At 53.0% G+C, this 26,254-nt stretch carries 24 protein-coding genes; 15 read left to right on the forward strand and 9 right to left on the reverse strand.

Annotation, left to right across the window (positions count from 1 at the left end):
- The first annotated feature begins 1 nt into the window (after nt 1).
- Nucleotides 2-1,345: an NADP-specific glutamate dehydrogenase gene (gene gdhA, locus WKS99_RS05895; protein WP_186851963.1), complete on the forward strand. Its 1,344-nt coding sequence runs from the start codon at nt 2-4 to the stop codon at nt 1,343-1,345.
- A 46-nt stretch (nt 1,346-1,391) separates the two neighbouring features.
- Here the strand turns inward: gdhA and WKS99_RS05900 are convergent, their stop codons facing one another.
- The 3 genes from WKS99_RS05900 to WKS99_RS05910 all read right to left on the reverse strand — a co-directional run bounded on the left by WKS99_RS05900 (nt 1,392) and on the right by WKS99_RS05910 (nt 3,035).
- Nucleotides 1,392-1,760, reverse strand: coding sequence for a hypothetical protein (locus WKS99_RS05900; RefSeq protein WP_340405518.1), 369 nt, complete (start codon nt 1,758-1,760; stop codon nt 1,392-1,394).
- 201 nt (nt 1,761-1,961) lie between these two features.
- Complete coding sequence (locus WKS99_RS05905) at nt 1,962-2,342, reverse strand: DUF4363 family protein (protein WP_147571427.1); 381 nt, start codon at nt 2,340-2,342, stop codon at nt 1,962-1,964.
- Nucleotides 2,343-2,354: 12 nt separating this feature from the next.
- Nucleotides 2,355-3,035: a DUF421 domain-containing protein gene (locus tag WKS99_RS05910; RefSeq protein WP_340405519.1), complete on the reverse strand. Its 681-nt coding sequence runs from the start codon at nt 3,033-3,035 to the stop codon at nt 2,355-2,357.
- A gap of 237 nt (nt 3,036-3,272) precedes the next feature.
- Here WKS99_RS05910 and WKS99_RS05915 point away from each other — a divergent pair, with 237 nt between their 5' ends.
- From WKS99_RS05915 to guaA, 4 genes are all read left to right on the forward strand, one after another.
- Nucleotides 3,273-4,355, forward strand: a complete 1,083-nt coding sequence (locus WKS99_RS05915) for a carbamoyl phosphate synthase small subunit (RefSeq protein ID WP_147571425.1) — start codon at nt 3,273-3,275, stop codon at nt 4,353-4,355.
- A complete protein-coding gene (gene carB / locus WKS99_RS05920; protein ID WP_340405520.1) occupies nt 4,355-7,564 on the forward strand; it encodes a carbamoyl-phosphate synthase large subunit in 3,210 nt (1,069 codons plus the stop codon). The genes WKS99_RS05915 and carB overlap by 1 nt, the downstream gene beginning before the upstream one ends.
- Before the next feature lie 124 nt (nt 7,565-7,688).
- Nucleotides 7,689-8,222 carry a hypothetical protein gene (locus WKS99_RS05925; protein WP_262668862.1) on the forward strand — a complete coding sequence of 178 codons (534 nt, stop codon included), beginning with the start codon at nt 7,689-7,691 and terminating at the stop codon, nt 8,220-8,222.
- 257 nt (nt 8,223-8,479) lie between these two features.
- Nucleotides 8,480-10,021 carry a glutamine-hydrolyzing GMP synthase gene (gene guaA, locus WKS99_RS05930; protein WP_340405521.1) on the forward strand — a complete coding sequence of 514 codons (1,542 nt, stop codon included), beginning with the start codon at nt 8,480-8,482 and terminating at the stop codon, nt 10,019-10,021.
- 176 nt (nt 10,022-10,197) lie between these two features.
- On the opposite strand, the gene WKS99_RS05935 is transcribed toward guaA, so the two are convergent.
- Nucleotides 10,198-10,749 (reverse strand): helix-turn-helix domain-containing protein, encoded by a 552-nt coding sequence (locus WKS99_RS05935; protein WP_288860174.1) that lies wholly within the window; start codon nt 10,747-10,749, stop codon nt 10,198-10,200.
- Nucleotides 10,750-10,915: 166 nt separating this feature from the next.
- On the opposite strand from WKS99_RS05935, the gene WKS99_RS05940 reads away from it, so the two are divergent.
- The 7 genes from WKS99_RS05940 to WKS99_RS05970 all read left to right on the forward strand — a co-directional run bounded on the left by WKS99_RS05940 (nt 10,916) and on the right by WKS99_RS05970 (nt 15,194).
- The gene (locus WKS99_RS05940) at nt 10,916-11,104 is read left to right on the forward strand and encodes a DNA-binding protein (protein WP_288860173.1); all 189 of its coding nucleotides are present in this window, start codon (nt 10,916-10,918) and stop codon (nt 11,102-11,104) included.
- Nucleotides 11,105-11,116: 12 nt separating this feature from the next.
- Nucleotides 11,117-12,193 carry a site-specific integrase gene (locus WKS99_RS05945; RefSeq protein WP_340405522.1) on the forward strand — a complete coding sequence of 359 codons (1,077 nt, stop codon included), beginning with the start codon at nt 11,117-11,119 and terminating at the stop codon, nt 12,191-12,193.
- A gap of 3 nt (nt 12,194-12,196) precedes the next feature.
- Nucleotides 12,197-12,517 (forward strand): plasmid mobilization protein, encoded by a 321-nt coding sequence (locus WKS99_RS05950; RefSeq protein ID WP_340405523.1) that lies wholly within the window; start codon nt 12,197-12,199, stop codon nt 12,515-12,517.
- A gap of 135 nt (nt 12,518-12,652) precedes the next feature.
- The gene (locus WKS99_RS05955; protein WP_340405524.1) at nt 12,653-12,916 is read left to right on the forward strand and encodes a hypothetical protein; all 264 of its coding nucleotides are present in this window, start codon (nt 12,653-12,655) and stop codon (nt 12,914-12,916) included.
- The gene (locus WKS99_RS05960) at nt 12,840-13,652 is read left to right on the forward strand and encodes an AAA family ATPase (protein ID WP_340405525.1); all 813 of its coding nucleotides are present in this window, start codon (nt 12,840-12,842) and stop codon (nt 13,650-13,652) included. Before WKS99_RS05955 ends, WKS99_RS05960 begins: the two co-directional genes overlap by 77 nt.
- 358 nt (nt 13,653-14,010) lie before the next feature.
- The gene (locus WKS99_RS05965) at nt 14,011-14,493 is read left to right on the forward strand and encodes a plasmid recombination protein (protein WP_340405526.1); all 483 of its coding nucleotides are present in this window, start codon (nt 14,011-14,013) and stop codon (nt 14,491-14,493) included.
- Between the two features lie 65 nt (nt 14,494-14,558).
- A complete protein-coding gene (locus WKS99_RS05970) occupies nt 14,559-15,194 on the forward strand; it encodes a hypothetical protein (RefSeq protein WP_340405527.1) in 636 nt (211 codons plus the stop codon).
- A gap of 43 nt (nt 15,195-15,237) precedes the next feature.
- Here the strand turns inward: WKS99_RS05970 and WKS99_RS05975 are convergent, their stop codons facing one another.
- Nucleotides 15,238-16,137, reverse strand: a complete 900-nt coding sequence (locus tag WKS99_RS05975) for a LysR family transcriptional regulator (RefSeq protein WP_340405528.1) — start codon at nt 16,135-16,137, stop codon at nt 15,238-15,240.
- 197 nt (nt 16,138-16,334) lie between these two features.
- On the opposite strand from WKS99_RS05975, the gene WKS99_RS05980 reads away from it, so the two are divergent.
- The 3 genes from WKS99_RS05980 to murI all read left to right on the forward strand — a co-directional run bounded on the left by WKS99_RS05980 (nt 16,335) and on the right by murI (nt 20,522).
- Complete coding sequence (locus WKS99_RS05980) at nt 16,335-17,351, forward strand: TAXI family TRAP transporter solute-binding subunit (RefSeq protein ID WP_340405529.1); 1,017 nt, start codon at nt 16,335-16,337, stop codon at nt 17,349-17,351.
- Nucleotides 17,352-17,458: 107 nt separating this feature from the next.
- Nucleotides 17,459-19,387: a TRAP transporter permease gene (locus tag WKS99_RS05985; RefSeq protein ID WP_340405530.1), complete on the forward strand. Its 1,929-nt coding sequence runs from the start codon at nt 17,459-17,461 to the stop codon at nt 19,385-19,387.
- 316 nt (nt 19,388-19,703) lie between these two features.
- Nucleotides 19,704-20,522, forward strand: a complete 819-nt coding sequence (gene murI, locus WKS99_RS05990; protein WP_340405531.1) for a glutamate racemase — start codon at nt 19,704-19,706, stop codon at nt 20,520-20,522.
- 137 nt (nt 20,523-20,659) lie between these two features.
- Here murI and WKS99_RS05995 read toward each other — a convergent pair whose 3' ends face one another.
- From WKS99_RS05995 to WKS99_RS06005, 4 genes are all read right to left on the reverse strand, one after another.
- The gene (locus WKS99_RS05995; RefSeq protein WP_340405532.1) at nt 20,660-21,250 is read right to left on the reverse strand and encodes a hypothetical protein; all 591 of its coding nucleotides are present in this window, start codon (nt 21,248-21,250) and stop codon (nt 20,660-20,662) included.
- Nucleotides 21,251-21,273: 23 nt separating this feature from the next.
- Entirely contained in the window at nt 21,274-21,393 is a 120-nt protein-coding gene (locus tag WKS99_RS13460; protein WP_445297951.1) for a DeoR family transcriptional regulator, read from the reverse strand.
- A 326-nt stretch (nt 21,394-21,719) separates the two neighbouring features.
- Nucleotides 21,720-22,178, reverse strand: coding sequence for an HAD hydrolase-like protein (locus WKS99_RS06000; RefSeq protein ID WP_340405533.1), 459 nt, complete (start codon nt 22,176-22,178; stop codon nt 21,720-21,722).
- 419 nt (nt 22,179-22,597) lie between these two features.
- The gene (locus WKS99_RS06005) at nt 22,598-26,245 is read right to left on the reverse strand and encodes an S-layer homology domain-containing protein (RefSeq protein ID WP_340405534.1); all 3,648 of its coding nucleotides are present in this window, start codon (nt 26,243-26,245) and stop codon (nt 22,598-22,600) included.
- Nucleotides 26,246-26,254: the final 9 nt, after the last annotated feature.

Here is a 26,254-nt window from a genome sequence, read left to right on the forward strand (position 1 = left end):
GATGAATGAGTATGCTGTCCGTGTGGCCGCCCAGCTGCGGCGGCGCTACGCCCACGAGCCCGAGTACCTCCAGTGTGTTTTGACCTGGCTGGAGATGATCGATCCAGCCCTTGACGACCCCAGGTATGAGAAGCTGGACCTGCTCACCAGGATGGTGGAGCCGGAGCGGATGTTTACCTTTCTTGTCCCCTGGGTGGATGATAGGGGTGTGGCCCACACCAGCCACGGCTACCGCGCCCAGTTCAGCAGCGCCATCGGTCCTTATAAGGGCGGGCTGCGCTTCCATCCGGGGGTGACCTCCTCGGTGGTGAAATTCCTGGGCTTTGAGCAGACCTATAAAAACGCCCTTACTGGATTGCCCATTGGCGGCGCCGCGGGTGGCGCTGACTTTGACCCAAGGGGAAAGAGCGACCGAGAGATCATGCGTTTCTGCCAGTCCTTCATGAATGCGCTGTACCGCTATATCGGCGCGGACACCGACGTGCCCGCCGGGGATATTGGAGTGGGCAGCCGGGAGATCGGCTACCTCTATGGCCAGTATAAGCGCCTGATGGGAAAAGCGGAGAGCAGCGCCCTGACCGGCAAGGGACTGACTTACGGGGGCAGTAAGGTCCGCCAGGAGGCCGCCGGTTCCGGCACTATCTATTTTCTGGCCAGAATGCTGGAGCATCAGCGGGATACCCTGGAGGGCAAGACCATTGCGGCCTCCGGCTTTGGCAACATGACCTGGGGCGTCTGCCGTAAGGCGGCCCAACTGGGTGCTAAGGTGGTTACCCTGTCCGGCCCGGACGGCTATATCTACGACCCGGAGGGTGTGTGTACCCAGGAGAAGCTGGATTTCCTGCTGGAGCTCCGGGCCAGCGGCCGGGACAAAGTGGCGCCCTATGCCCAGCGGTTCGGAGTAGAGTTTTTCCCAGGCAGAAAGCCCTGGGAGATAAAGACAGACATAGTCATCCCCTGCGCGACTCAGAACGAGCTGGATGTGGAGGATGCGGTACGCATCCTGGCCAACGACGTGGGCTTTTATGTAGAGGGGGCCAATATGCCCGCCACCGCCGAGGCGCTGAAGCTCCTCCGGCTCAGTCCCAAGATTTTGACAGCCGGGGCCAAGGCCTCGGGCTCTGGGGGCGTGGCCGTGTCCGCCCTGGAGATGGCCCAAAACTCCATACGGTACAACTGGGACCGGGAAGAGGTGGACAATAAGCTGCGAGAGATCATGAGCGGCATCTATGACGCCTCTGCCGCCGCAGCCCAGGAGTATGGGCTGGGCTATGACCTGATCGCCGGCAACGACATCGCCGCGTTCAAGAAGATATCGGAGGCCATGATTGCCCAGGGGCTTTGATACCGGAACAAGCAGAAACGAGGGACAGCGCTGCTGTCCCTCGTTTTTATGCGTGCTCCGAAAGCCGCTGGTAGGCGAGATAGAGAAAGACAAGGATCAAAGCCGACAGAATAAGAGCCGGAGGAAAGCGGCCGAAGAAGGTCATCCACAGCCCATACCAGAGGCTGTACAGGACATGGGGCGTGAACAGCAGGAAAAACCAGCGCCTCCAGTTTCTCCGCCAGGGGGGAGAAACGGTGATCAGATGCTCCCGCCGGACAAAAATGGTGGAGTAACTCAGGATTTCACACAGGATGCTGTACGAAACGAAGATGACAACAGCGGCTCCCTCCCAGCCGGGCTTAAACAGCCGGAGCCGGACGCCGCACAGCCAATAGAAGAGCTGCGATGCCAGGACGAGGAGCTGGACGAGCATAAGAAAATACTCCGGGCGAAGAAGTTTTCTCCCAGCTTTGTGGGTCTCCATACAGCACTGCCCCTTTTCTTCTATAATAGGGCTGATAACTATTTTTAATAATTTAATTTTACCATATTAACATAAAACTGTAAATATCGAACATAAAATCATTGATATAAAAGTGAATTTTATATATATTTGTGAATTTTTGAAAGCAAATCACAGCACATTGACCAGGCTGGCCTGCTCCATCTCGGCCAACAGCTGGATCTGTGCCGCCAGGTCGGCGTTGGCCGCGGCATACTGGTCCAGCTCCTGGAGCTCCAGATATTGGAGGACAGATTGAAAGGTCCGTAAAATCTGATCGGTGTCCGAGTGGCGCATGACCACATGGAGATAAAAGTGGCTGTCCTGCCAGTCCTGGTAGACTTGCCGGGTCAGCTCCTCCGCCTGGTCCCACTGCTCCCGCTCCACCAAAGTCTGGGCCTGGTTCAGCCGGCCGGACAGGCTGTCTGCCAGCTGTTGGCAGTAGTAGGCGTTGACCAGGGTTGCCCCGCACATGGCCGCCAGCAGGGCGACGGCTATCCAGAGCCGCTTCATGGCGATCCCTCCTTATACGCTCATATCCTTCCGGGCCAGGTAGATGCTGCCCGTTTGATTCACCAGCAGCAGAAAGACGGCCTCAAGGCCGGAGCAGCCCCGCTCCTCCAGACGCTGGTCCAGCCACTTCCGGTCCCGGCCCAGAGCCCGCAGGTTATGCTCCAGCAGTCGGCCGTCGCTGATTACCACCAGGGGCAGGCCCGATTCCTCCGCCGACACCTGCAGCTGCTGGGCGGTGGGGGGCTTCTGGTTGGCATAGGGCAGGACGGACAACTGTCCATTGGTTTCCAGGATTGCGTATTTCACTGTGGCCGGATCGGTGTAACCCTTGGCCCGCAGCTCTTCCAAAAGCTCATCTATGGTCAGCCGGTTTCGGGCCATCTCCCGCTGGTCTACCAGCCCATCCCGGATGACGATGCTGGGTCGGCCGCACATGAGGGCCCGGAACCGGACGCTTTTCATAGTGAGGACGGACAGGATCATGGTCATGGCCAATAGGGCCAAAATGGGGAGGATGCCGGTGAGCAGAGGGATGCCGTAATCCTGCATAGGGACGGAAGCCAGGTCGGCGATGATGAGGGACAAGACCAGCTCGGAGGGCTCCAGCTCCCCAACCTGGCGCTTGCCCATCAGGCGGATTCCTATAATAATGAAGATGTATAGGATGATAGTGCGGATCAGTCCTGTGAACAAAAGATCACCTCGCGGTATCGATGTCCGCGCCCTTTGGGGAGGGCCGCGGGATATGGACGGCTCTTTCTTTCAGTCTTTCCCCGCCGGATGGAAAATATCCTGCAAATTGCCCAAAAGCTCCCCCGAAAATTCTGCTGAAAAAAGGAAAGATACATCTTGCCAACCAGACGATTTTTCGATAAAATAACTTGATTTAACCAAACAATAGAACTGGAACGGAAGGCGTGTGAGAATTCAATGAAAGCGACTTTGATCCTGGCCAACGGAAGCGTATTTTCCGGCACCAGCATCGGCAGCACCTCCGACCGGATCTGTGAGATGGTGTTTAACACCTCCATGGCCGGGTACCAGGAGATCCTGACCGACCCATCCTACGCGGGGCAGGGCGTGGTCATGTCCTATCCCCTCATTGGCAACTATGGTGTCAACAGCGAGGACAACGAGTCCAGCCGCCCCTGGGTGGAGGCTCTGGTGGTCCGGCATCTGTCCCCCCGCGGGAGCAACTTCCGCTGTGAGGACACCTTGGATGATTTTTTGAAGCAGCATAATATTTCCGGCATCCAGGGTGTGGACACTCGGGCGCTGACAAAGATACTCCGCAACCAGGGGAGCATGAATGGTATGCTCACCTGTGCGGAGCATTTTAATGTCGCTGAGGCCCTGGAAAAGCTGAAAGCCTATAAAGTGGAACATGCCGTGTCCAAAGTCACCCGGACTCAGCCACAGGTGTTCCCCGCCCAGGGAGAGGAGAAATGCCGCCTGGCGGTGATGGACTACGGCGTCACTCAGGGCGTGGTGGACAGCCTGACCCGCCGGGGCTGCGCGGTGACCGCTCTGCCCGCCTCCACCCCGGCCGAGGAGGTGCTGGCCGGCGGGTATGACGGAGTGCTGCTGTCCAACGGTCCGGGCGACCCGGCCGAAAACACCGCCCTCATCGCCCAGGTGAAGAAGCTGTATGACAGCTCCCTGCCCCTCTTTGGGCTGGGGCTGGGCCACCAGCTGCTGGCCCTGGCCACCGGGGCCAGGACCGAGAAGCTGCCCTACGGACACCGGGGAGGCAACGTGCCTGTCCGGGATCTGGAGCTGGGCAGGGTATTCATCACCAGCCAGAACCACGGCTATGCCGTGGTCCGGGACTCTGTGGACCCGGCGGTGGCCCAGGTGTCCCTGGAGAATGTGAACGACGGAAGCTGCGAGGGATTGAGATATGCCCGCCCCAACTGCTTCTCCACCCAGTTCCACCCCGAGGGCAATACCGGCCCCAAGGCTGTGGAGTATCTGTTTGACCGCTTTGTTGGATCCATGGGAGGTGCCAAGTAATGCCGAAATATACGGACATAAAGAAGGTACTGGTGCTGGGCTCCGGCCCCATCGTCATCGGTCAGGCCGCCGAGTTCGACTACGCCGGGACCCAGGCCTGCCGGGCCCTGAAGGAAGAGGGGCTGGAGGTGGTGCTGGTCAACTCTAATCCCGCCACCATCATGACGGACAAGGATATCGCCGACCATGTGTATATCGAGCCAATGAATATCCCCTCTATCACCCAGGTCATCGAGAAGGAGCGCCCTGATGCCCTGCTGCCTAACATGGGCGGCCAGACCGGCCTGAATATGGCTATGGCTCTCCATGAGAACGGGACTCTGGCGAAATATGGGGTGCGCCTGCTGGGTACCAGCCCTGCCTCTATCCACAAGGCGGAGGACCGCCAGGGTTTTAAGGACTGCATGGAGTCCATCGGGCAGCCCTGCGTGGTGTCCAAAGTGGTCAACACCGTTCAGGATGCGGTGGACTTCACCAATGAGATCGGCTATCCCGTCATCGTCCGTCCCGCCTATACCCTGGGCGGAACCGGCGGCGGCATCGCCTATGACGAGGCATCCCTGCGGGAGATCTCTGAGCGCGGCATCGCCCTGTCCCGGGTGAACGAGGTGCTCATCGAGCGGTGCATCTCCGGCTGGAAGGAAATCGAGTTCGAGGTCATGCGGGACTCCGCCGGCAACGTCATCACCATCTGCTCCATGGAGAACATCGACCCCGTGGGAGTTCACACCGGCGACTCCATCGTGGTGGCCCCTACCCAGACCCTGGCCAACCGGGAGTTCCAAATGCTCCGCTCCGCCGCCTTGGACATCATCACCGCCCTGGAGATCGAGGGGGGATGTAATGTTCAGTTTGCCCTGAATCCGGACAGCTATGAGTACGCGGTCATCGAGGTCAACCCCCGTGTGTCCCGTTCCTCCGCCCTGGCCTCTAAGGCCACAGGCTACCCCATCGCCAAGGTGGCCGCCAAGGTGGCTCTGGGCTATACCCTGGATGAGATCCCCAACGCGGTGACCGGCACCACCATGGCCTGCTTTGAGCCCACCATTGACTACTGTGTGCTGAAGATTCCCCGCCTGCCCTTTGACAAGTTTACCACCGCCAGCCGCACTCTGGGTACCCAGATGAAGGCCACGGGCGAGGTCATGTCTATCGCCAACTCCTTCGAGGGCGCTCTGATGAAGGCCATCCGCTCCCTGGAGCTGAATGTTCGTGCCCTGAAGCTGGACAAGCTGGAAGGACTGTATACCGACGAGATCGAGGATATGCTGGTCCAGGTCACGGACGAACGCCTATTCGTGGTGGCCGAGGCCCTGCGCCGGGGCTTCTCTCCCCAGAAGATCAATCACATCACCAAGATGGATGTCTGGTTCTTGGACGGCTTCAAGCGCATCATCGACATGGAGGAGGAGCTGAAGGCCTGCAAGGGCGTTCCTGACGCCGACCTGCTGAAGCGGGCCAAGGAGATGTGCTTTGCCGACAGCTATATCGGCACCCTCTGCGGCATGAAGCAGGCGGAGGTCAAGGCCCTGCGGGAGAAGTACGGCATTATTCCGGCCTTTAAGAAGGTGGACACCTGCGCCGCCGAGTTCGACGCCGCCACCCCCTACTACTACTCCTCCTATGACGGGGAGAACGAGGCCGTGGACAACGGGGGGGACCGCAGGAAGGTGCTGGTGCTGGGCTCCGGCCCCATCCGCATCGGCCAGGGCATCGAGTTCGACTACTGCTCTGTCCACTCTGTTTGGGCCTTCAAGCGCCTGGGCTATGAAACCATCATTATCAACAACAACCCGGAGACCGTATCCACCGACTTCGACGTGGCGGACAAGCTCTACTTTGAGCCCCTGACCGCTGAGGACGTGCAGAACATTGTGGAGCAGGAGAAGCCCTGGGGAGCTGTGGTTCAGTTCGGCGGGCAGACCGCTATCAAGCTGGCTAAGGCCCTGACTGAAATGGGAGTGCGTATCCTGGGCACCCCCGCCGACGGCGTGGACGCGGCCGAGGACCGGGAGCGGTTCGACGAGATCTTGCAGAAGTGCAACATTCCCAGAGCCAAGGGCCGCACCGTCTATACCACCGAGGAGGCTTTGGCCGCCGCCCATGAACTGGGCTATCCTGTCCTGGTCCGGCCCTCCTATGTGCTGGGTGGACAGGGGATGGAGATCGCTTACTCTGACCGCAACATCGAGGAATTCATGCGCATCATTAATATGACCGTTCAGGAGCACCCCATCCTCATCGACAAGTACCTGATGGGCCGGGAGCTGGAGGTGGACGGCGTTTTCGACGGGGAGGATATCCTTATTCCCGGTATTATGGAACACGTGGAGCGGGCCGGCGTCCACTCGGGCGACTCCATCGCCGTGTATCCCCCCCTTCATCTGGAGCAGAAGCACCGGGATCTCATCCTCCAGCACACCCGGAACATGGCCCAGCACCTGGGTGTCATTGGCCTGATCAACGCCCAGTATATCCTCTATAACGACGACATCTACGTCATTGAGGTCAACCCCCGCTCCTCCCGCACCATCCCCTATATCTCTAAGGTCACCGGCGTGCCTATCATCGACCTGGCCACAAAGGTCATGCTGGGCCAGAAGCTGAAGGACCTGGGCTATGGCACGGGCGTCTATAAGGAGGCCAGCTACTTCGCCGTGAAGGCCCCCGTCTTTTCCTTTGAAAAGCTCACCGACGTGGATACCGGCCTCGGCCCTGAAATGAAGTCCACCGGTGAGGTGCTGGGACTGGCCGAGACCTTCCCCCAGGCGCTGCTCAAAGCGTTTAAGGGCTCCGGAATGCGGGCTCCCAAGAAGGGCGGCCGGGTCATCCTTACGGTCAAGGATGAGGACAAGAGCGAGGTGATCTCCATTGCCCGGGGCTTTGAGGACATGGGAGTGGAGCTCTATGCCACCTCTGGGACCTGTGACGCACTGAACGAGGCTGGTATTGAGTGCAAGCGGGTGAACCGGGTATCCCAGGCCCACCCCAATATCCTGGATATGATTGCCTCCGGGACTGTGGACCTTGTCATCAACACCCCGACGCGGGGCCGGAAGCACGACTCTGACGGATTCCGGATCCGCCGCTCCGCCGTGGAGCATGGGGTGGGCTGTGTTACCGCCATCGACACCGCCCGGGCCCTTCTCACCGTCCGGCAGCAGAGCCGCAGTGAGGACCTGACACCCATAGACATCACCAAGATCTAAGCTCCCCGCGGGGGAGGGAAATTCCCTCCCCCGCTCATCTTTTTCAAAATCTTTTTCATCTGTCCGCAACTCCGCCCTATGATTTCCGTCTTATACAATAGAAAGGATTTGGGAGGCGTAAAGGATGAAAAACGCGGTCAAAAAATGGGGATCCTTCTGTGGGGTGCTGGCTATCCTTCTGGGAGGGCTGGCGGCCTTTGCCTGGTTTACCTCCCGGCCCGTGTCCCTGCGGGCGGAGGAGCTGACCCCGGCAGAGACGATGGAAGCCTATTCTGGCGCGGAACTGACCCTGGAAACCACCGGGTATCAGCTGTATCTGACCTTTTCCAATTTCAGCGATGCGCGGCTGGAGTCGGGGGCCTCGGTGGACCGGGAGGGGAAGCTCTTGTTCGATGCCGGGCTGACTGCCCTGCTGGACGGACAGTGGTACTGGGTCCCCCATAAGGAATACGACACTGCCGGGGTGGGACTGGAAGCGGAGCCGGGGGATACTGTTCAGGGACAGGTATTTCTGTCGCCCTATGGAAAACTGCCCGACGGACAGTACCGGATCACCTTCGGCTATTGGCACAGGAGTTCCGACGGCCCCCTTCAAGAACAGGACTATTATGAGTCATATGCCCAGTTCCGCGTAGAGGGCGGGAGATACATCCCATAAAACAAAAAACCCACACCCTTCGGTGTGGCTTCTTGCACAGATCTGTTCGTGTTACCGCTCACTGGCGACGGTCTGCTGGTCCTCATAGATCAGATCCTCCAGATCAGAGCGGCTGTTCCAGTAAAAATCATTCATGGCATGACCTCCTTTCCTTGTGTTCTGCGTTTATCATAGCGCCGCTGGAGGTAAAAAGCAAGGCGGGGACGGTTAAATCTTTGTAAATTATTCCATTTTATGAAGCAAGGAAGGATGTTTCCATGTCCCATCAGACTGTCATCGTTCTGGACTTCGGCGGACAGTATAACCAACTCATCGCCCGCCGGGTCCGTGAATGCAATGTGTATTGCGAGGTAAAGCCGTACACGACCCCCTTGGCCGAGCTGAAGGCCATGGACCCCATCGGCATCATTTTCACCGGCGGTCCCAACTCTGTGTACCTGGATGATTCCCCCCATGTGGATCCGGACATTTTTACCTGGGGCGTGCCCATCCTGGGCATCTGCTATGGCTGTCAGCTGATGGCCCACGCTCTGGGTGGACAGGTCATCGAGGCCCAGGACGACTCCGCCCGGGAATACGGCAAGACCCAGACCTACTACGATACGGCCTGCAAGCTGTTCCACGGACTGCCGGCCCAGGGCATTTCCTGGATGAGCCATGGGGATTATATGGCCAAAGTGCCAGAGGGCTTCGCCTTGGTAGCCCACAGCGACGCCTGCCCCAACGTGGCTATCGCCGATGAAACGCGGGGATTCTACGGCGTTCAGTTCCATCCGGAGGTGAATCACAGCGAAAATGGCGTGGCGATGATCCGCAATTTCCTCTACGAGGTGTGCGGAGCCAAGGGCGACTGGACTATGGAGGATTATAAAAACACGGCTATCTCCGCCGTCCGGGAAAAGGTGGGGCAGGGAAAGGTTTTGCTGGCCCTGTCCGGAGGGGTGGACTCCTCGGTGGTGGCCGCCCTGCTGGCTGAGGCGGTGGGAAAGCAGCTCACCTGTGTCTTTGTGGACCACGGACTGATGCGCCTGAATGAAGGCGACGAGGTGGAGGCCGCTTTCTCCAAGTGGGATATCAACTTCGTCCGGGTGGACGCCGAAAGCCGTTTCCTGCTGAAGCTGGCCGGAGTGGACGAGCCGGAGCGTAAGCGGAAGATCATCGGCGAGGAGTTTATCCGGGTTTTTGAGGAGGAGGCCAAAAAGGTGGGGGCCGTGGACTTCCTGGCCCAGGGTACTATCTACCCCGATGTCATCGAGTCGGGAGCGGGGGACGCCGCCGTCATCAAAAGCCACCACAATGTGGGTGGGCTGCCTGACTATGTGGACTTTCGGGAGATCATTGAGCCGCTGCGCCTGCTGTTTAAGGACGAGGTCCGCCAGCTTGGGCGTGAGCTGGGTCTGCCGGAATATCTGGTGTCCCGGCAGCCCTTCCCCGGCCCCGGCCTGGCCATCCGCATCATCGGAGATATTACCAAAGAGAAAGCCGATATGCTCCGGGAGGCGGACTTCATCTTCCGGGACGAGATTGCCAAAGCCGGTGAGGACAAGAACTTGAACCAGTATTTCGCCGTCCTTACCAATACCCGCTCTGTGGGAGTCATGGGAGACGGCCGGACCTACGACTACACCCTGGCGCTCCGCGCCGTGACCACCAGTGACTTTATGACCGCCGACTGGGCCAGAATCCCTTACGACGTGCTGGACAAGATCTCCACCCGAATTGTCAATGAGGTCAAGGGTATCAATCGCATCTGTTACGACATCACGTCCAAGCCCCCCGCCACCATCGAGTGGGAATGACGCTTGAAACGGCTCAAACCCGCATGAATACAGGCTTTTTTGCCCGTCCAAGAGGCTCTTGATACTGGATTGATACTATTCGTGTCTGCCCGGTACTCCCAAGAGAATAATCCCAAAAGGACAAGCAAAACCGCCCTGCTGAACGACAAATTCAGCAGGGCGGTTTTTTGCTTGTCTTATTTATTTTTCCGCCACGGGATATAGTATTGGCTTTCCCTGCCGCCATCACAGGTACGGGGCCAGTTCAGTTTCCATTCAAAGTATTCGTCCCTTGTGATTTCCCCGGCGTGTAACTCCTGCTGACGCAAGAGCCATTCGTGCATGAACTCGTCTACAAGCCCATAGTTGAAGTAAATACCAACGGGAGGTTGTGCGGGCCAGTCGTAACTGTCGTTATACTGGACAACGGTTTCCTCTTTGATTTTGCCGGGGACACGGACAAGCGGAAACAGGCAGATAGAGCCGGGGCTGTCCTCGTCCAGCCAGAAGAATGTCCGCATGAAATCTTCGGCAGAGCCGGGGGCGATGGTGTAGAAATTCTGGCGGTCTACCCGCAGCGCCTCCGCTATCTTGTCCAGCAACTCCCGCTTGGGGACACGGTAATTCGTTTCGTACTGTGCGATACGGTTGTCCGCTCCCTTTTCCTCAAAGCCGATAGCAAGCCCTAATTCCTTTTGCGTCATGCCTCGAAAGGTGCGGATTTTCTTTATCTTGTCTCCGACTGTCATAATATCCCACCGCCTTTGAAAATAGTATAGCGCAAAAAAGCGAAATATGCAAGATAAACTTTAACAAAAATGCGAATTCAATTATTGACATTAACTCTACTGTTAATGTATAATGAAAATGCAAGCATTAACATATTTGCGAAACGAAAATAAGGAGGTGCAGAACATGAGCAAGGAACTGTTTGTAAAAGCGGAGGAAGTAGCCAGGGAACTGGGTATCTCCAAGCCCTACGCCTACAAACTGGTGCGGGAGATGAACGAGGAACTGAAAGAGAAAGGTTTTATTACCATCCCCGGACGGGTGAGCAGGCGCTACTTCGAGGAAAAATTCTATGGACTGCGGGACGGGCAGTAAGGAGGGAACACAATGCCAGCATACAAAGACAAGGCAAAGGGTACATGGTATGCGTCCTTTTACTACGAGGACTGGACGGGAAAAAAGGTCAAGAAGATGAAACGGGGCTTTCCCACCAAGCGGGAGGCGCTGGAGTGGGAGCGGACATTCCTGCAACAGCAGACCGTCGATCTGGAAATGACCTTTGAAAACTTCGTGGCGGTCTATGTGGCGGATATGAAAGGCCGCATCAAGGAAAACACCTGGGGGACGAAAGAACATATCCTCTATAAGAAGTCGGTGCCGTACTTCGGCAAGCGGAAGATGTGCGACATTCACTCCAAGAAAGTCATAGCGTGGCAGAATGAAATGCTCAACTACCGGGACGAAAAGGGCAAGCCCTATTCTCCCGTGTACTTAAAAACGCTCCACAATCAGTTAAGCGCCATTTTCAACCATGCCGTAAGGCACTACAATCTGAAAGTCAATCCCGCCGCCCAAGCGGGGAACATGGGCAAGGCCAAGGACCGGGAAATGCTGTTCTGGACAAAAGCGGAGTACCTAAAGTTTGCGGAGGCCATGATGGATAAGCCGCTATCCTACTACGCCTTTGAAATGCTCTACTGGTGCGGAGTGCGGGAGGGTGAGCTACTGGCCCTCACTCCCGCCGACTTCGACTTTGAAAAACAGACGGTCACAATCTCCAAGTCATACCAGCGTATCAAGGGCCAGGATGTTATCACAGACCCCAAGACGCCCAAGAGCAACCGGGTCATTCAAATGCCCGCTTTCCTCTGTGACGAAATGCAGGACTACATCAAAAGTCTGTATGCCGTGGAGCCGACAGACCGCATTTTCACGGTAAGAAAATCCTACCTCCACCGGGAGATGGACAGGGGAGCGAAAGAGGCAGGGGTCAAGCGGATCAGAATACATGACCTCCGACACTCCCACATCTCCCTCTTGATTGATATGGGCTTTACGGCCCTGGCAATCGCTGACCGGGTGGGGCATGAGAGTATCGACATCACATACCGCTACGCCCACCTGTTCCCCACCCGGCAGGTGGAAATGGCGGACAAGCTGGGCATGGAGCGAAAGGGGGCTTAAATCATGTCTGCGAAAAACCTTGACAACCACAACCGATGGAGAAATAAGACCGTGGCGTTCCGGGTGTCCCCGGAGGAGGACGAACAGATTGAAACCGCTGTGCGCCTCTCCGGGCTTTCCAAACAGGACTACATCACCCGGCGGCTGTTGTGCCGTGATGTGGTGGTGCAGGGCAATCCAAGGATCTACAAAGCCCTACGGAACGAGTTGGCCGCTGTACTGGCCGAACTGCAGCGTATAGAGGCCGGGGCCGCTGTGGACGGTGAACTGATGGAGACTATTGAACTAATCGCCGACATCATGGATGGCATGAGGGAGGATTGATTGATGGATAGATTACAAGAGAAAACGACCGTCCCATATCCGCCTGTTGGCCCAGACGGGGGACAGTCGCTCTCACAAGTAACCACTCAAAGTATAGCAGAGGATTTCGACAAACACAGCCCCCAGGACAGAGATTTGGAGGAACTTATACGGCAGATAAGCCGGGCTAACAACCCGGCTTATCTGCCCACCATCTCCATGAGCGAACTCTATGAGCAGGTGTTCCCCGGCAGGCCGCCTGTGATAGAGGGCTTGCTCTATCCCGGAGTGTACCTCTTTGTGGGCGCTCCCAAAGTTGGCAAGTCCTTCCTCATGCTCCAGCTTGGCTACCCTACCCCTGTGGGGGTATTCCGTCCGACAGGGGACAGTCCTCTATCTGGCTTTGGAGGACGATTATGACCGCTTACAGGGGCGGGCTTACCAAATATTTGGAGCGGACAGCACCAAACACCTCCGCTTTGCTACCATCGCTCAACAGTTGGCAAGCGGCCTCTATAAACAGTTAAGGGGCTTTGTCAAGGACTATCCCGACACCCGCCTTATTATTATCGACACCCTGCAAAAAATCCGGGAGGACGGGGGCGAGAAATACAGTTATGCCAATGATTATGAAGTGATAACCGGGCTGAAACAGTTTGCGAACGAAAGCGGGGTCTGCCTCCTGCTGGTGCATCATACCCGCAAGCAACAGACCGACGATAGGTTCGATATGATTTCCGGCACCAACGGCCTGTTGGGGGCGGCGGATGGGGCCTTTCTGCTCCAAAAGGAACGGAGGACGGGCAACGCCGCCACCTTGGACATTTCCGGGCGAGACCAGCGCCTCTATCTCACACGGGACGAGGAGAGGCTTATGTGGCAGTTGGAGCGGGCGGAAACAGAACTGCACAAGGAGCCGTCCGACGAGGTTTTGGAGGCTGTGGCCGCTTTGGTGACAGATGAGCGGCCAGAGTGGACGGGAACGGCGACAGACCTCGCCGCCGCCCTGGGGCTGGATATGAAAGCAAACGCCCTCACCATGCGGCTGAATGTCCGGGCCAGGAGATTGCTCTATGAGTACCATATCCGCTACGAGAGCGCCCGCACCCACGCCGGGAGGACAATCACTCTCTCCCTCGTCCCTCCCCAGGCGTGACGACCGTGACGGCTGTCACGGGGAGCGGGGCCAAAAGTCAAGGGGGCATACCTGCGGGTGGAGATTGCCGCAAGGCAATACAACCCGAACCCCTTGACTTTCGGCCCACGGAAACACTTGCCGGGTGGGGGGGAAAGGCCGCTGGCCTTTCCCCCCTGCCCAACGGCGAGTGACAAAGTTTAGGCGGGGTGCAGGGTGCCCTTTTCAAAGGGCGGCCCTGCTGGGGGAGCCGTCCGCAGACGGCGAGGGCAAAGCCCCCACACCACCCCGTAGGGCGCAAATGCGCTTTTGATGTTACTTTCGCAGAAAGTAACAAAGGCCCGCCGCTGGCGTGGCGGAAAAGGAAGGAGGGATTGATTTGAAAAGGACAATCATCGTCATGGTGGGGCGAGGCTCGGTCAATCATAACAGCAAGAAGTTTCACGCTAAGAATACCAATCCAGAGCGTTCCCGCCTGAATGTAACATATTGCCGAGAGAATATCAAGGCGGTGTACCATGAACTTTTTGACGAGGCTTTGGAGCGATATAACGCCAAGCAGACCAGGGCAGACCGCAAGATTGAAAACTACTATGAGAAAATCCAATCCGGCAAGCAGGAAAAGCCGTTCCATGAAATTATCCTGCAAGTGGGCAATAAGGACGATATGAGCGCCGATAGTGACGAGGGGCGACTTGCGGCGGCGGTGCTAGACGAGTATATGAAAGCCTTTCAAGAGCACAACCAAAACCTCCGTGTATTCTCGGCCCACCTCAGGATCGGAGCCCGCCCCATCTACACATCGACTTTGTGCCGTTCACTACCGGGAGCAAGCGCGGGCTGGACTCAAGGGTATCGCTGAAACAGGCGTTAGCGGCACAGGGTTTCAAGGGCGGCACCAGAGGGGACACAGAATGGAGCCAGTGGGTGCGCTCGGAGAAAGAACAACTCTCCGCCGTGATGGAACGCCACGGGATAGAGTGGGAGGACAAGGGCACCCATGGCAAGCACCTGTCTGTGCTGGACTACAAGAAAGAGCAGCGGACAAGGGAGATTTCCGCCCTGGAGACGGTCAGGGCGGAGAAAGAAAGCCAGGTGGAGAGCCAGGAGCGACGGCTGAAAGAACTGGCCCCGGCGGTAAAGAACATGGAGCGGCTTGCGGCGGACTTCTCCGCCGACCCGGAGGAAATTCTACCGGAGGCCGGGATGCTGGAGAGCGGTAAGTCCTACCGGGAGAAAAAGGCAAAGCCCGTGCTGGCGAAAATCGTAAAGGTGCTGCGTTCCCTATATCGAGCCTGTATGGAACTACGGGGGAAATTTGACCGCCTCTGCAAGGGGACTATGACCGGGTTGCGGGAGGGCAACGCCCGCCTGTCTGACCGATTGATGGAGATGAAGATAGAGAACAAGAAACTGCGGCAGACCTCCGCTGACTATACACGGGTCAAGCGGGTTTTTGGCCCGGAGCAGATAGCGGCGGCGGTGGAGGCCGACAAGCAGAGAGAACAGACTGAGAAAGGCCGCAAGCGGCCCCGGCGCTCGCTTGACCGAGGCGGGCGGTAAATAAAAGTAGATTATAATCATACGATAAGGTTTTAAAACAAATTTATATCTGCAGTGGCAGTTCATGGTGCTCATTTTCTGTCTGCGCTAAAATTTGATTGAAGATATTAATGGCTTGCTTATGTCCGGCTTTGGGAAATTGATGTGTAATCATGTAGCAAACTCGTTCAGGAGGGGGATCCGAAAGCTGATACATTTTAAGGTTGGATGTCTGGACTAAATCGAAGGCAAGATTTGAAGGCAGAATGGACCAATAATCCCCTCCTGATAATAAAAGAGAGACGTTGGACATGCTGTCCGTTACTACGCAAGGGCGAAAAGCGGGGCTCCACCGACGGTCATGCCAAGCTTGATATTCAGGTCCCCAGTAAGAATATATTTCAAGTTGCGGATCAAGTTCTTGGGGCGATATTACCGTATTAGGACAAAAATTTGGGCTTTGAGAAACGACACATAATGTTTGACGCAAAATAGGACGTACATGGACGTGAGGACGGTGGTACCGAAAACCTACAAAGCCAATATCAATCTGTTGATTTTCTATTGCTTTATAAAGGTCAATGCTGGACATCTGCGAAAGATAAATCGTTAATCCATGTTTTTCTTGAATCATCCTTTGGATTAGTGGATAAAGAAATCCTGGGTTTACACTATGGATGGCACCAATGGAGAGAGTCATTTCCGGTCCATTTATACAAATTTCTACTTCTTTGTACAGATCCATCCAACGCTTTGCCAGTGGTATGAATGCTTCTCCACGGGGAGTAAACTCAAGAGATCTCATGCCCCGTTGCCGAGTGATCAACGGAGCTCCCAATTCTGCTTCCAATCTTTTGAGACGGTGACTAACGCTGGTTTGGGATAAAAAGAGGTTCTCTGCTGCTTTTGTTATATTGTGGGTTCTGGATATCTCTAAAAAAATTTCAATATCTCTATAGTCCACATTGAACTTCCTTTCTCATATCACCTGTTAAAATTGTAAAACTATTATACCATAAAATTTCAAAACATAAAGAAATAAAAGCAAAAGTTTGAATAATATAAAGCCATATTATTCGTTTTATATATTAATCTATTTATGATATTGTAAAGACGGCAAAAGCCTAGGCACAGGTAATACAGATGATTGGAGGCATAACAATGAAAAAAGTTCTTTCTTTAGCTTTAGCAATCACACTTACCTTCTCGCTGATATCATGTGGACAAACGAGACAGAATGGGGCCAACGGTTCTGCCGATAGCTCTGGAGCGACTTCCTCCCAGGAAGATGGAACTTTGGAACTGGGTGGCGATTACATCATGGGTACGGGAGGTACCTCGGGAACCTATTATCCCTTGGGAGGTGCCCTTTGCCAGGTGCTTAACCGGGCACTTGGAACGAATATTACTGCAAATGCAACGGGTGGTGCACTAGAAAACGTACGGTTAATCAGCAATGGTGAAATTGATTTCGCATTGGCACAAACTGATAATATTTCTTACGCAATGAGTGGGACTGTTCAGTTTGATAAAGTTACCGACGGGTTTGGTGCTATCTGTAGTATCTATCCAGAGATTCTACACCTTGTTGTGCGAGCTGATAGTGATATCAATTCAATCTCGGATCTAAAAGGAAAGCGGGTATCTGTTGGCGATGTCGGTTCGGGAACCGAATCGAATATGCCCATTATTCTTGGAGAATATGGCATGACCTATGATGATATTAAGCCCAATTTCCTTTCGTACAAAGAATCTGCTACTGCTTTCCAGGATGGTAGCATAGATGCTTTTTTTATGTTGACTGGTGTGCCGAATACTGCACTGACTGAAGTTGGCATTACTACTGATGTTCGCCTTGTCAGTATCGATTCGGAAAAAATGGAGCAGATTGTTACAAATTATCCTTACTTTGCCAAAGCCCATATTGATGGAGAGTACTACAATTTAGAAGAAGGTGCTGACAGTATTGCAGTAAAGGCTACGTTCATTGCCAGTACCAATTTGTCTGAAGAGTTTGTTTACCAAGTTACCAAAGCTGTTTTCGAGAACCTTGACGAATTCGGTGAGGCACATGCCAACGCTAAAATGCTTACATTAGATTCCGCTTTGGAAGGAATCGATGTGGAACACCTGCATCCAGGTGCTGTCAAGTATTATAAAGAAGTTGGTGTCCTCTGAGCTGTAATATCACGTTCTACTTATTCTGTTCAATAGTTTGAGTTGTTAACAGGTAGGCAGGTCAACCATTGCCTGCCTACCTGTTAGTGTGAAAAGGGGTGTTGGATTTGGCTTGGCTGAAAAAATCTAAACCAGTTACAGAAAATATTGACGTAACTAAGCTCGAACGCGAGTCAAATACTCGGGAATTTACTGGTTTTGGCAATAAAATGATTACCGCTATTCTGCTGTGCCTTACAATTTTTCAACTTTATAGTTCTATTACTGGTACGATTCCCCCACAGCTTGTTCGAATGACACATCTCTCATTTGTAATTCCTCTTTCTTACTGGCTTTATCCTGCTACGGCAAAAGGAAATCGCCATAAAATGAACTACATTGATTTGGTTCTTGGGTTTGTATATATCGGCGTAGCGCTCTACTATATCTTAAACTATAACGAACTCGTTCGTCGCTCAGGAGCCTATACACAGTTGGATGTTATTGTAGGCGCAATTGCCGTGATTTTAGTTATGGAGGCTTGCCGCCGTGTAGTTGGGCTTCCTATTGTAATCATTGCAACAGTATTTCTCCTTTATGCTTATTTTGGTCCTATGATGCCCGGCTTCCTTCGTCACCGCGGCTATTCAATTTCTCGAATTGTTACTCATATGTTCTATACAACGGAAGGCATTATGGGAATGCCTTTAGGGGTTTGTTCTACTTTTGTCTTTTTGTTTATACTCTTTGGAGCATTTTTGGAAAAAACGGGAATCGGTGCCTTCTTTATTGATATTGCAAATGCACTAGCAGGCTGGGCAGCAGGTGGACCGGCGAAAGTCGCTGTGCTGACTAGTGCCCTACAGGGTACAGTCTCTGGCTCCTCTGTTTCTAATACGGTTTCTACTGGCTCCTTCACGATACCGTTAATGAAATCATTAGGCTACAAGCCGGAATTTGCTGGTGCTGTTGAGGCGGCCGCCTCGACTGGCGGACAGCTAATGCCTCCTATTATGGGAGCTGCTGCCTTCCTGATTGCTGAGACGATTGGTGTCAGTTATCTTGAGGTGGCTAAAGCTGCCGTAATCCCTGCGTTTCTTTACTTTTTAGGAATCTGGATTATGGTTCATCTGGAAGCAAAAAAACTTGGGTTAAAAGGACTACCCCGCGAACAACTCCCCAAGGCGGGGAAGCTGATGTTGGAAAAGGGACATCTTATTTTGCCCTTGGTGTCGATTATAGCCTTTTTGCTAATGGGTTTCACCACAACACGGGCGGCGTTAGGCGGTATAATCACTGCAATTATTTGTCCCTTCCTCCGCAAAAAGACTCATGTTCCTTTAAAAGATATCTTTGAAGCCTTGATTATAGGCGCGCGTAACATCGTGTCTGTTGCCTGTGCATGTTCTACTGCTGGTATTATTGTAGGTGTGGTCACGCTGACTGGACTGGGCCTAAAGTTTGGAGATAGTTTGATTGCACTAACCGATGGACACATGCTCCCTACGTTGATTGTTACGATGGTCACTTCCATTGTGTTGGGTATGGGTGTACCCACTACGGCAAACTATTTAATTACTTCTGTCATTGCAGCACCTATCGTTGTCCAACTAGGAGTTCCCGTTTTGGCGGCCCACATGTTTGCTTTTTATTTCGGTATTGTGGCGGACATTACGCCTCCCGTCGCTTTGGCGGCGTATGCCGGGTCTGCAATTGCGAAAAGCGATCCCTTCTGGACCGGTGTTAACGCTACAAAACTAGCAATCGCAGCATTCCTCGTTCCGTATATGTTTGTGTATAATCCTCAACTGATCTTAATTGATACCACGCCGTTGGGAGTCATCCAGATTACCGCCACTTCAATTATTGGAATGATTGGGATTGGTGCGGGTCTAACCGGGTATTTTGTCACTACAACACCCTTGTATTTGAGAATTGCTCTAATTGTTGGTGGAGCAATGCTGGTTCATCCGGGTCTGGTGACAGATGTAGTAGGAGTGACACTAATTGCTGCGATTTACGCTTGGCAGAAATATACATTGAAGGCCCGCGCCTAAGGAATTGTGTATTTCATGTGCTAAACGAGGCGACTATGCCTTATCTGGAATCAAAGGAGTCCAATGCGATATCCCTTACTGCTGAAAGGGCGGCCTTACCTCCGGCAAATAGCCAATGAGTTTGCAGTTAACTTCCGGACTAGGGGAACCGGCTCCTCTTGAAGTACCTTTTCAATCCAACGAGGTATTGGAGAACTTGTCCCTGCTGTCCTACAGCTATTGTATCACGGGTATCTCTAAGCCTGCTGATTACACGGAGTGTACTAAGCAGATACACTTAAAAAACATCTGCAAATCTTATTATACGAGGTATTTTATGTTGTGTGCCGATGCGCCCATTGGCGTTTTAGATGCTGGATTTGGGGGCTACACGGTTGTAAAGGAACTTCAAAAAATTCTTCCAAATGAAAATATAATGTTTTACGGAGATGGAAAAAATCAACCGTATGGCAATCGAAGCAAACGAGTAATTCTAGATCTTATTCATCAATGTTTAGCTTTTTTTCAAGAAAAAAATGTTAAAGTTGTGGCGGTTGGTTGCAACACCATATCTACACTGATTGATGAGTATCAAGACGAATTTCCCTTTAAAATTATAAGTATTGTTCGTGCGGGCAGTGATACAGTAATTAAACTTCATCCAAAGAAAATAATTCTTTTCTCCACTGTCTTTACTGCACAATCAGGTTGTTATGAACAATATATTCACACGGCTTGTCCAGATATCCAAGTAATTCCTAGGGGTAGCAAATGGCTTGCGAGACTGATTGAGGACGGAGATTTCGATTTAAATAAAATTGAACATGAAATTCAGAATGTCCTTGATGATACCATAGCGCAACAACCGGATATTGACTCGTTAATTTTGGGGTGTACACATTTTCCATTAGTAAAAGATATTATCCAAGATATTTATCCTAACCTTAAGTATCTGATTAATCCGGCAGTAGCACAAGCTATGCAGGTAAAAGAGTATTTACTGCAGGTCAATGGTTTGCGCAAAGATGGTGATGGTTCAATTCATATTTATACAACAAGTGACTGCGATGTGTACACCAACATGGCCAAATTGTTAGGATTACATGTAACCTCTCCTGTCTCACTTGTACCAGCCCCTGTTCCTTTAAAAGAATAATATAATTACTAAATATTGTTTTTGTATCGAGCATAGCTAAACCGCCCCTTATGCTAGACTACGTGTCTGGCATAAGGGGCGGTTTTAAAATTAAATATTTCCATACTTGGAAAACAGGTTATGCTTTTTGAATTATTTTATGGGTGGATTACATCCACTCCTTTTTCTTTGTATTTACGGAGTATTGTTTCGTCCCCCATGTCTGTAACTAAGTGGGAGATTTTACCTAATTCTGCTGCTTGGTAAAATGCACGCGTACCAAATTTGCTGGAATCCATCATAACGTACCACTCCTCTGTTAACTGAGGAATGACACGACAGACGTATATGCTGAACATATTATTTACGGTTAACCCGGCCTCTAGATTAATTCCAACACCACTGGAAAAAGCCTTATTGACAAACATCCCACTCGTTGTCGCAGGCAAGTTAGCATCACTTGTGGCAAATAGACTATCCGGTGTCATAATGATCTCACCGCCCAGCAGAATAATGTTCTGTACATAGGGTTTTAAAATGGTAAGCGCTGAAACGTTATTGGCAATCACTGAGATTCCACTGATAGTCTTAATTTTTTCGGCCAAAGACAGACAGGTACGCCCTGATCCCAAGAAGATGAAATCCTTGGGGCGGACATATTCTTTGGCCTGATCCGTGAGCGTGTCGATGGGGGCGGGAATTTGGATCTCAGTAGGAACTGTGGAAAGCTTTTTGGGGGTCTGCGCCAAAATTGCACCCCCATGTGTTCGTTTTATAACACGGCTTGTTCCAATTCGGCAAGATCCTTGCGAATGGTAACCATACTGACCTCAATGTACTCAGATAGTACCCTAGTAGAAGCAGAATCGTTGATTGCAAGGCAATCTTTAATTTTTACAAATCTGTTATGTTATTGCACGAGAACTTCTCTAAATTTGGCAGAATCGCCAGTATCAGTAATTTTTATTATATGATTTGCTCAGGAAAAAGCAAGCTTGGGTAGAAAAAACAAACAAATATTTCATTTTAAAATAGCTTGATTAAGTCCTCAAACGTTGGGGCAAAGCCTACGTTTGGATATGGCTCTAGGTCGGAAGGATTCTAAAAGCCAAAGCCGTAACCCACGCCAATAAAATTAACTCCAGACCGCAAAGCCCCGTCTGCATCGTATTTACTGTCACCGATTAAAACCGCTTCCTTGAGATTTGACACATGTAGCTAATCCAATGCCTGTTGAACGATGTCCCATTTTTGCAGACGTTTATGTTCACTTGCTCCACAAACAGCATCAAAACATGGAGCAAAATGAAAATGCTGAATCATACTTTGAGCTAGTTTTTGCTGCTTATTGGTTGCAACAGCGGTCCGGCAGCCAAAGTTGCGGAGAGCAAAAATGAACTCTTTGATTCCTTCGTAGGGAATCGCATCTAGATGACTGCCTTTTTGAAATTTTTGGCGAAATGGCAGGCTTGCCTTCTGAGCTTGGGATTCAGAAAATCCATATGCATCTATGAAAAACTCTCCTGCAGGAGGTTCCCAAAAAATTTGTAGAACTTCTTTGTGCTCCTCGTGAATCCCCAGTTCTACCAGCGTTTGGAGTAAACAAGTTATGACACCGGGAGAAGTGTCCATCAAAGTTCCGTCGAAGTCAAAAAGAACCGCGCGGTATGGATTCATAATACTGTCTCCTTTCTGTGCTGAAGAAAGCAGTCTATGGGGAAAGCTCTTGATCTATCTTTGGAGAGGCAGAGCTTTTTCAATCCTTGTCAACACGTCCAAATTGAGGGAAGTTTTAATTGCGGCCGTTTATGGCCTGAAACCCTTGCAATTTCTCGGTTTTTATGATACTATTTTGATACTAAGAGTGAACTGCCCCAAATAAATAGGCAAAACATTAACATATTTGCGAATATTTTGCCTGTGAAATCACCTGAAATACACTCCCATATACTTGAATTTGCCGAGTGGGAGTAATTGTGGCAAAAGTCAGCGATAGTGAAATTTTATCTAAATTTAGGAGGGAGCCGTTCCAGTTGGAACGGCTCCCTCCTTTGTGCTCCTTAATTAGAAGGCGGGCAGGGGATAGATGGGCGCTGTTACTTCAACCTAGTCCAATCCTCCATGCCGTCGGACTTGGTATAGTTGTGGCTGTTGACAGCCTCCATGATCTGGTAGTAACCCCAATAGCCCTCGGCCACGTCGGGGAACTGACGGAGGCTGTCGGCGTGGGCGTCCACATAGTCCTTGTCTGCCGCCCGAGCCAGCATATTGTTTACGATGGTGGTCACTTCCGCCCTGGTGATGGTGTTGTTGGGGCGGAAGGTGCCGTCGCTGTACCCGCCGATCCATCCATATTGGGAGGCGCTCATCACATAGGGATAGAACCAGTCGCTCTCGGACACATCGGAGAAGCCGGCTTCTCCTTCGCTCACTCTGTGAGCGAAGCCCATGGCGATGGTAGTGAACTCCGCGCGGGTAATGGCCCGGTCTGGGTCAAACCGGCCGCCGCCTACGCCGTCCACCATACCCAGGGAAGCCAGGGTGTTCACCGCCTTGGCGTACCACGCCTCGGTGGGCACGTCGGAGAAGGATACGGTAAGTTTCACATCCTGGTCCAGAAGCAGGGCGTAGAACATCTGGGCCACCTCCGCCCGTGTCATGCTCCGGTTGGGGCCAAAGGTGCCGTCAGGGTAGCCGGTCAGATAGGCCATGTGGTCCTCCGCATTGAGCCAGTTGGATACGCCGGTGTGGTCAGGGTCAGCCACCGGCTTGACAGCCCGGAACTGGGCCTGAATGGTGTGCTTCTCCCGGACGTTCTCAAAGGTGTAGGAGCGAACGGCCCCCACGCTTTCTCCGTCCACCAGCACGTCGGCGATCTCATACCCGCTGTCCGCCCGGATGGTGAAGGTCTTGTCGCTGCCGCGGGCAACACGGACGGAACCGCTGGGGCTGATGGAGCCGCCATCCTCCGCACTGGCCGTGATGGTGTAACGGGTGGTGCCGCCGCCTCCACCGGAGCTGCCGCCGCTCTCCTTCGTCCAGGCTAGGGCGAAGGGGGAGAAGCTGCCGTTAGCAGCGTCCCCGCTCAGGGTGAATTTCACGCCCTTGTCTGTCTTGGCGGCGGAAATAGAAACCACGTTGGAGGCATCGATCAGATTTTCCATGTCCTCCGCTGTATCGATCTGGTACTCCCGGTGCAGACCCTCGAAGTGCAGGACGCTAAAGGTGTAGTCGTTGTAACTGCTCTTGACCGCTTCGGGGTAGGGCCAGAAGATGGTGATATCCTGGTCTGTGCTTACCCAGGCGTTGCCGTCGTGCTCGTTGATGAGGTCCAGATACTTGAACTCATACTGATTTTCTGTGAGGGCATGGCCCGTTTCAGCCGCGCGCTCTGCCAACAACGCTTGCGTGTCGGCCTGGGCCGCAGCGTCCCGTTCGAGAATATCGTCAAAGAGCAGGGCAATCTGTGGGTTGGCGTCGGGATCGGTTGTATCCGTGCCCAGCACGCCCAGGTCCTCCTGGCCGTTGGTATAGAAATGCGCGCCATCGGGAATCACGGCCACAGCGATTCCGTCGTCGGTATCCACGTCGTCCTCGCTGTGGACCACGGGCTGGGCAATGTCTACGGTGTTGTCCAGAACTTTGTCCGGATCGGATACGTTGCGCACGGTCAGGGTGCCGGGGTAGAAGTCGATATCTACCGGGTCCCCGTCCTTAGTTTCCACAGTAAGTTCGTTCAGGTTGGTGGCGACGATGTCGTACAGGCCGGCCTCACGGTCATCATCTGCGGTATCGAAGCCGTCGTCTGACAGAGCGTTTGCCTCTGCCTTTGGGACAAAGCCCTCCTCCAGCCAGGGCAGAAGGACGATTTCTCCCTCCTCAATGTCAGACAGGGCATACTCTACGCCCGCTTCGCCCGCTTTGTCAGTGACAACGATTTCACCCAAGGTGACGTTTTCCGTACCCGTCACCTTGTAGCGGGCCGTGGGGAAGGAGTCGTCATTGATGGAGTCGCCGCCGGTATAGGCCGTAATGTCCTGGGATTCAATCGTGATGGTCTTGGGCTCTATGACCGTCACCTGGAAAACGTAAGAATTGGTTACTGTCGCCTCGTAATCGTTGTCGCTTCCGAAGTCGATAAAATTATAATGTGATTTATAGAAGAGTTCTGGCTCTCCACCATTCCTGACGATATAGCCGTAAATCTCTACCATGTACTGGTTGGGGCTGATTCTCTCATGGTCTTTACTCTCAATGGGAATTTCTGAACGTTCTGTCTTTACACGATTCAGGATGCCGCTTCCCTCGCTGTTAGAGAAGATATCTGGCTCCGCAATGCTGCGCGGGCCATTTGGGGTCTGGTCGTACTCGTCCCACCAGCAGTATTGGAAGTAGACATATTCATCTTCCGTGCTGCCCTGTTTTTCCAGAAGCAGCGGATGGGACACCAGTACCCCGGCGGTGTGTTCCTGGTCATCTAGCTCTACGGTCAGGTTCCCGTTTGCCTGAGCGACGCCGTCCACCGAAAACTGGACTGTGGGGTTTTGCAGGGAATAGGACACCTTGGCCTGCGGGTTTGTCTGATTGGTATCCACTTTCCCCGTGTTTGTCAATGCGCTGCTGCCCAGCATCCATTGTACATCGTAGCCAGGCTTTTCATCCGGCGTATTTTCCAGAGTGGGGAGTGTATATGCTGTATCCTTCTCCCAAAAGTCAGTACCCTCAATCCGGGTATACTGAATAGACTGATAGTTCAGCTTTTCCTGCTGAATACCTGTGTCGCCAAATCGAATCGTCAGGGGATGGGTCATGGCATTTCTGGAAGTGCTCGTGGGACTGCAGTTGAGTTTGTAATCCTGATAGCTCTTGTCGTCATTAAAGATGATCAGCAGGCTGCTGTTTCCGGTATGGAACGCTTTGCTGCTATAACCGGTGTAGTTCGAGTCCCAGCCGTCTCCCTGCCGTTTTACCACAATCTGGGAGATGCGTCCGCTGTAGAATGCCTCGCTGCCGATGGTCTCCACAGATTCTGGGATAACGACCTTCACATCCATTCCGGCGGAAAAGGCATCTTTGAAAGTCTGCTTTCCGATGGCTTTCAGGCTGTCCGGCAGTTCAAAGACCGTACTCTCCTCGCTGTTCGCTGTGCGGACAAACTCCAGCCCTGAACACCCATTGAAAACACTGCCGCTGCTGCCGTCAGCCGCCCCCAGGACCTCAAGGGTATCGGGCAGGATCACGCCGGTCAGACCCGTGCAGCCGCTGAAGGCGCTCTTTTCTATCGTCTGTACCTGTGTCTTGGATAGATCCAGCACGCCGGTGAGGGGCGCACCCATCGCCGCCTGACTTTTGATGGTGGTCAAATTGGCGGCTTCGGAGAAGTCAATGGTGACTACGTTGTAGTGCGCCCAGTCAGTTTTCCGACTGCCGCTATAATAGGTGGCGGCGCCATTGTTTTCTTTCTCTGAACTCCATGAATCCCGGAACCCATCAGCAATGACAGTGGTAACTTTTTCAGGCAATGGAATAGAAAAATACATGGTGTCTTTGTTAGGGTTGATGCCTTTAAACCATTCGTAGGAAATACCGTAGTAGGTCCCGCCCTTGATGACCATGCCCTCCTCCGGCACCGCCATCGGGTCATCCGGCGAGAGCCCGCTCCCGCCTGCCGCCCAGACTGACACTGGACCCAGGGAGAGGACCAGCGCCAGAGTGAGCAGGATCGCTGTCAATCGTTTCTTCATGTACTCATT

It is taken from the genome of Flintibacter sp. HCN-6482 (assembly GCF_037892565.1).
Taxonomy (GTDB): Bacteria; Bacillota; Clostridia; order Oscillospirales; family Oscillospiraceae; genus Lawsonibacter; species Lawsonibacter aceti.

Coding starts and splice junctions, on each gene's coding strand:
- gdhA (WP_186851963.1), top strand. CDS start 2: ATGAATGAGTATGCTGTCCGTGTGGCCGCCCAGCTGCGGCGGCGCTAC.
- WKS99_RS05900 (WP_340405518.1), bottom strand. CDS start 1,760: ATGCTCGTCCAGCTCCTCGTCCTGGCATCGCAGCTCTTCTATTGGCTG.
- WKS99_RS05905 (WP_147571427.1), bottom strand. CDS start 2,342: ATGAAGCGGCTCTGGATAGCCGTCGCCCTGCTGGCGGCCATGTGCGGG.
- WKS99_RS05915 (WP_147571425.1), top strand. CDS start 3,273: ATGAAAGCGACTTTGATCCTGGCCAACGGAAGCGTATTTTCCGGCACC.
- carB (WP_340405520.1), top strand. CDS start 4,355: ATGCCGAAATATACGGACATAAAGAAGGTACTGGTGCTGGGCTCCGGC.
- WKS99_RS05925 (WP_262668862.1), top strand. CDS start 7,689: ATGAAAAACGCGGTCAAAAAATGGGGATCCTTCTGTGGGGTGCTGGCT.
- guaA (WP_340405521.1), top strand. CDS start 8,480: ATGTCCCATCAGACTGTCATCGTTCTGGACTTCGGCGGACAGTATAAC.
- WKS99_RS05935 (WP_288860174.1), bottom strand. CDS start 10,749: ATGACAGTCGGAGACAAGATAAAGAAAATCCGCACCTTTCGAGGCATG.
- WKS99_RS05940 (WP_288860173.1), top strand. CDS start 10,916: ATGAGCAAGGAACTGTTTGTAAAAGCGGAGGAAGTAGCCAGGGAACTG.
- WKS99_RS05945 (WP_340405522.1), top strand. CDS start 11,117: ATGCCAGCATACAAAGACAAGGCAAAGGGTACATGGTATGCGTCCTTT.
- WKS99_RS05950 (WP_340405523.1), top strand. CDS start 12,197: ATGTCTGCGAAAAACCTTGACAACCACAACCGATGGAGAAATAAGACC.
- WKS99_RS05980 (WP_340405529.1), top strand. CDS start 16,335: ATGAAAAAAGTTCTTTCTTTAGCTTTAGCAATCACACTTACCTTCTCG.
- murI (WP_340405531.1), top strand. CDS start 19,704: ATGTTGTGTGCCGATGCGCCCATTGGCGTTTTAGATGCTGGATTTGGG.
- WKS99_RS06000 (WP_340405533.1), bottom strand. CDS start 22,178: ATGAATCCATACCGCGCGGTTCTTTTTGACTTCGACGGAACTTTGATG.
- WKS99_RS06005 (WP_340405534.1), bottom strand. CDS start 26,245: ATGAAGAAACGATTGACAGCGATCCTGCTCACTCTGGCGCTGGTCCTC.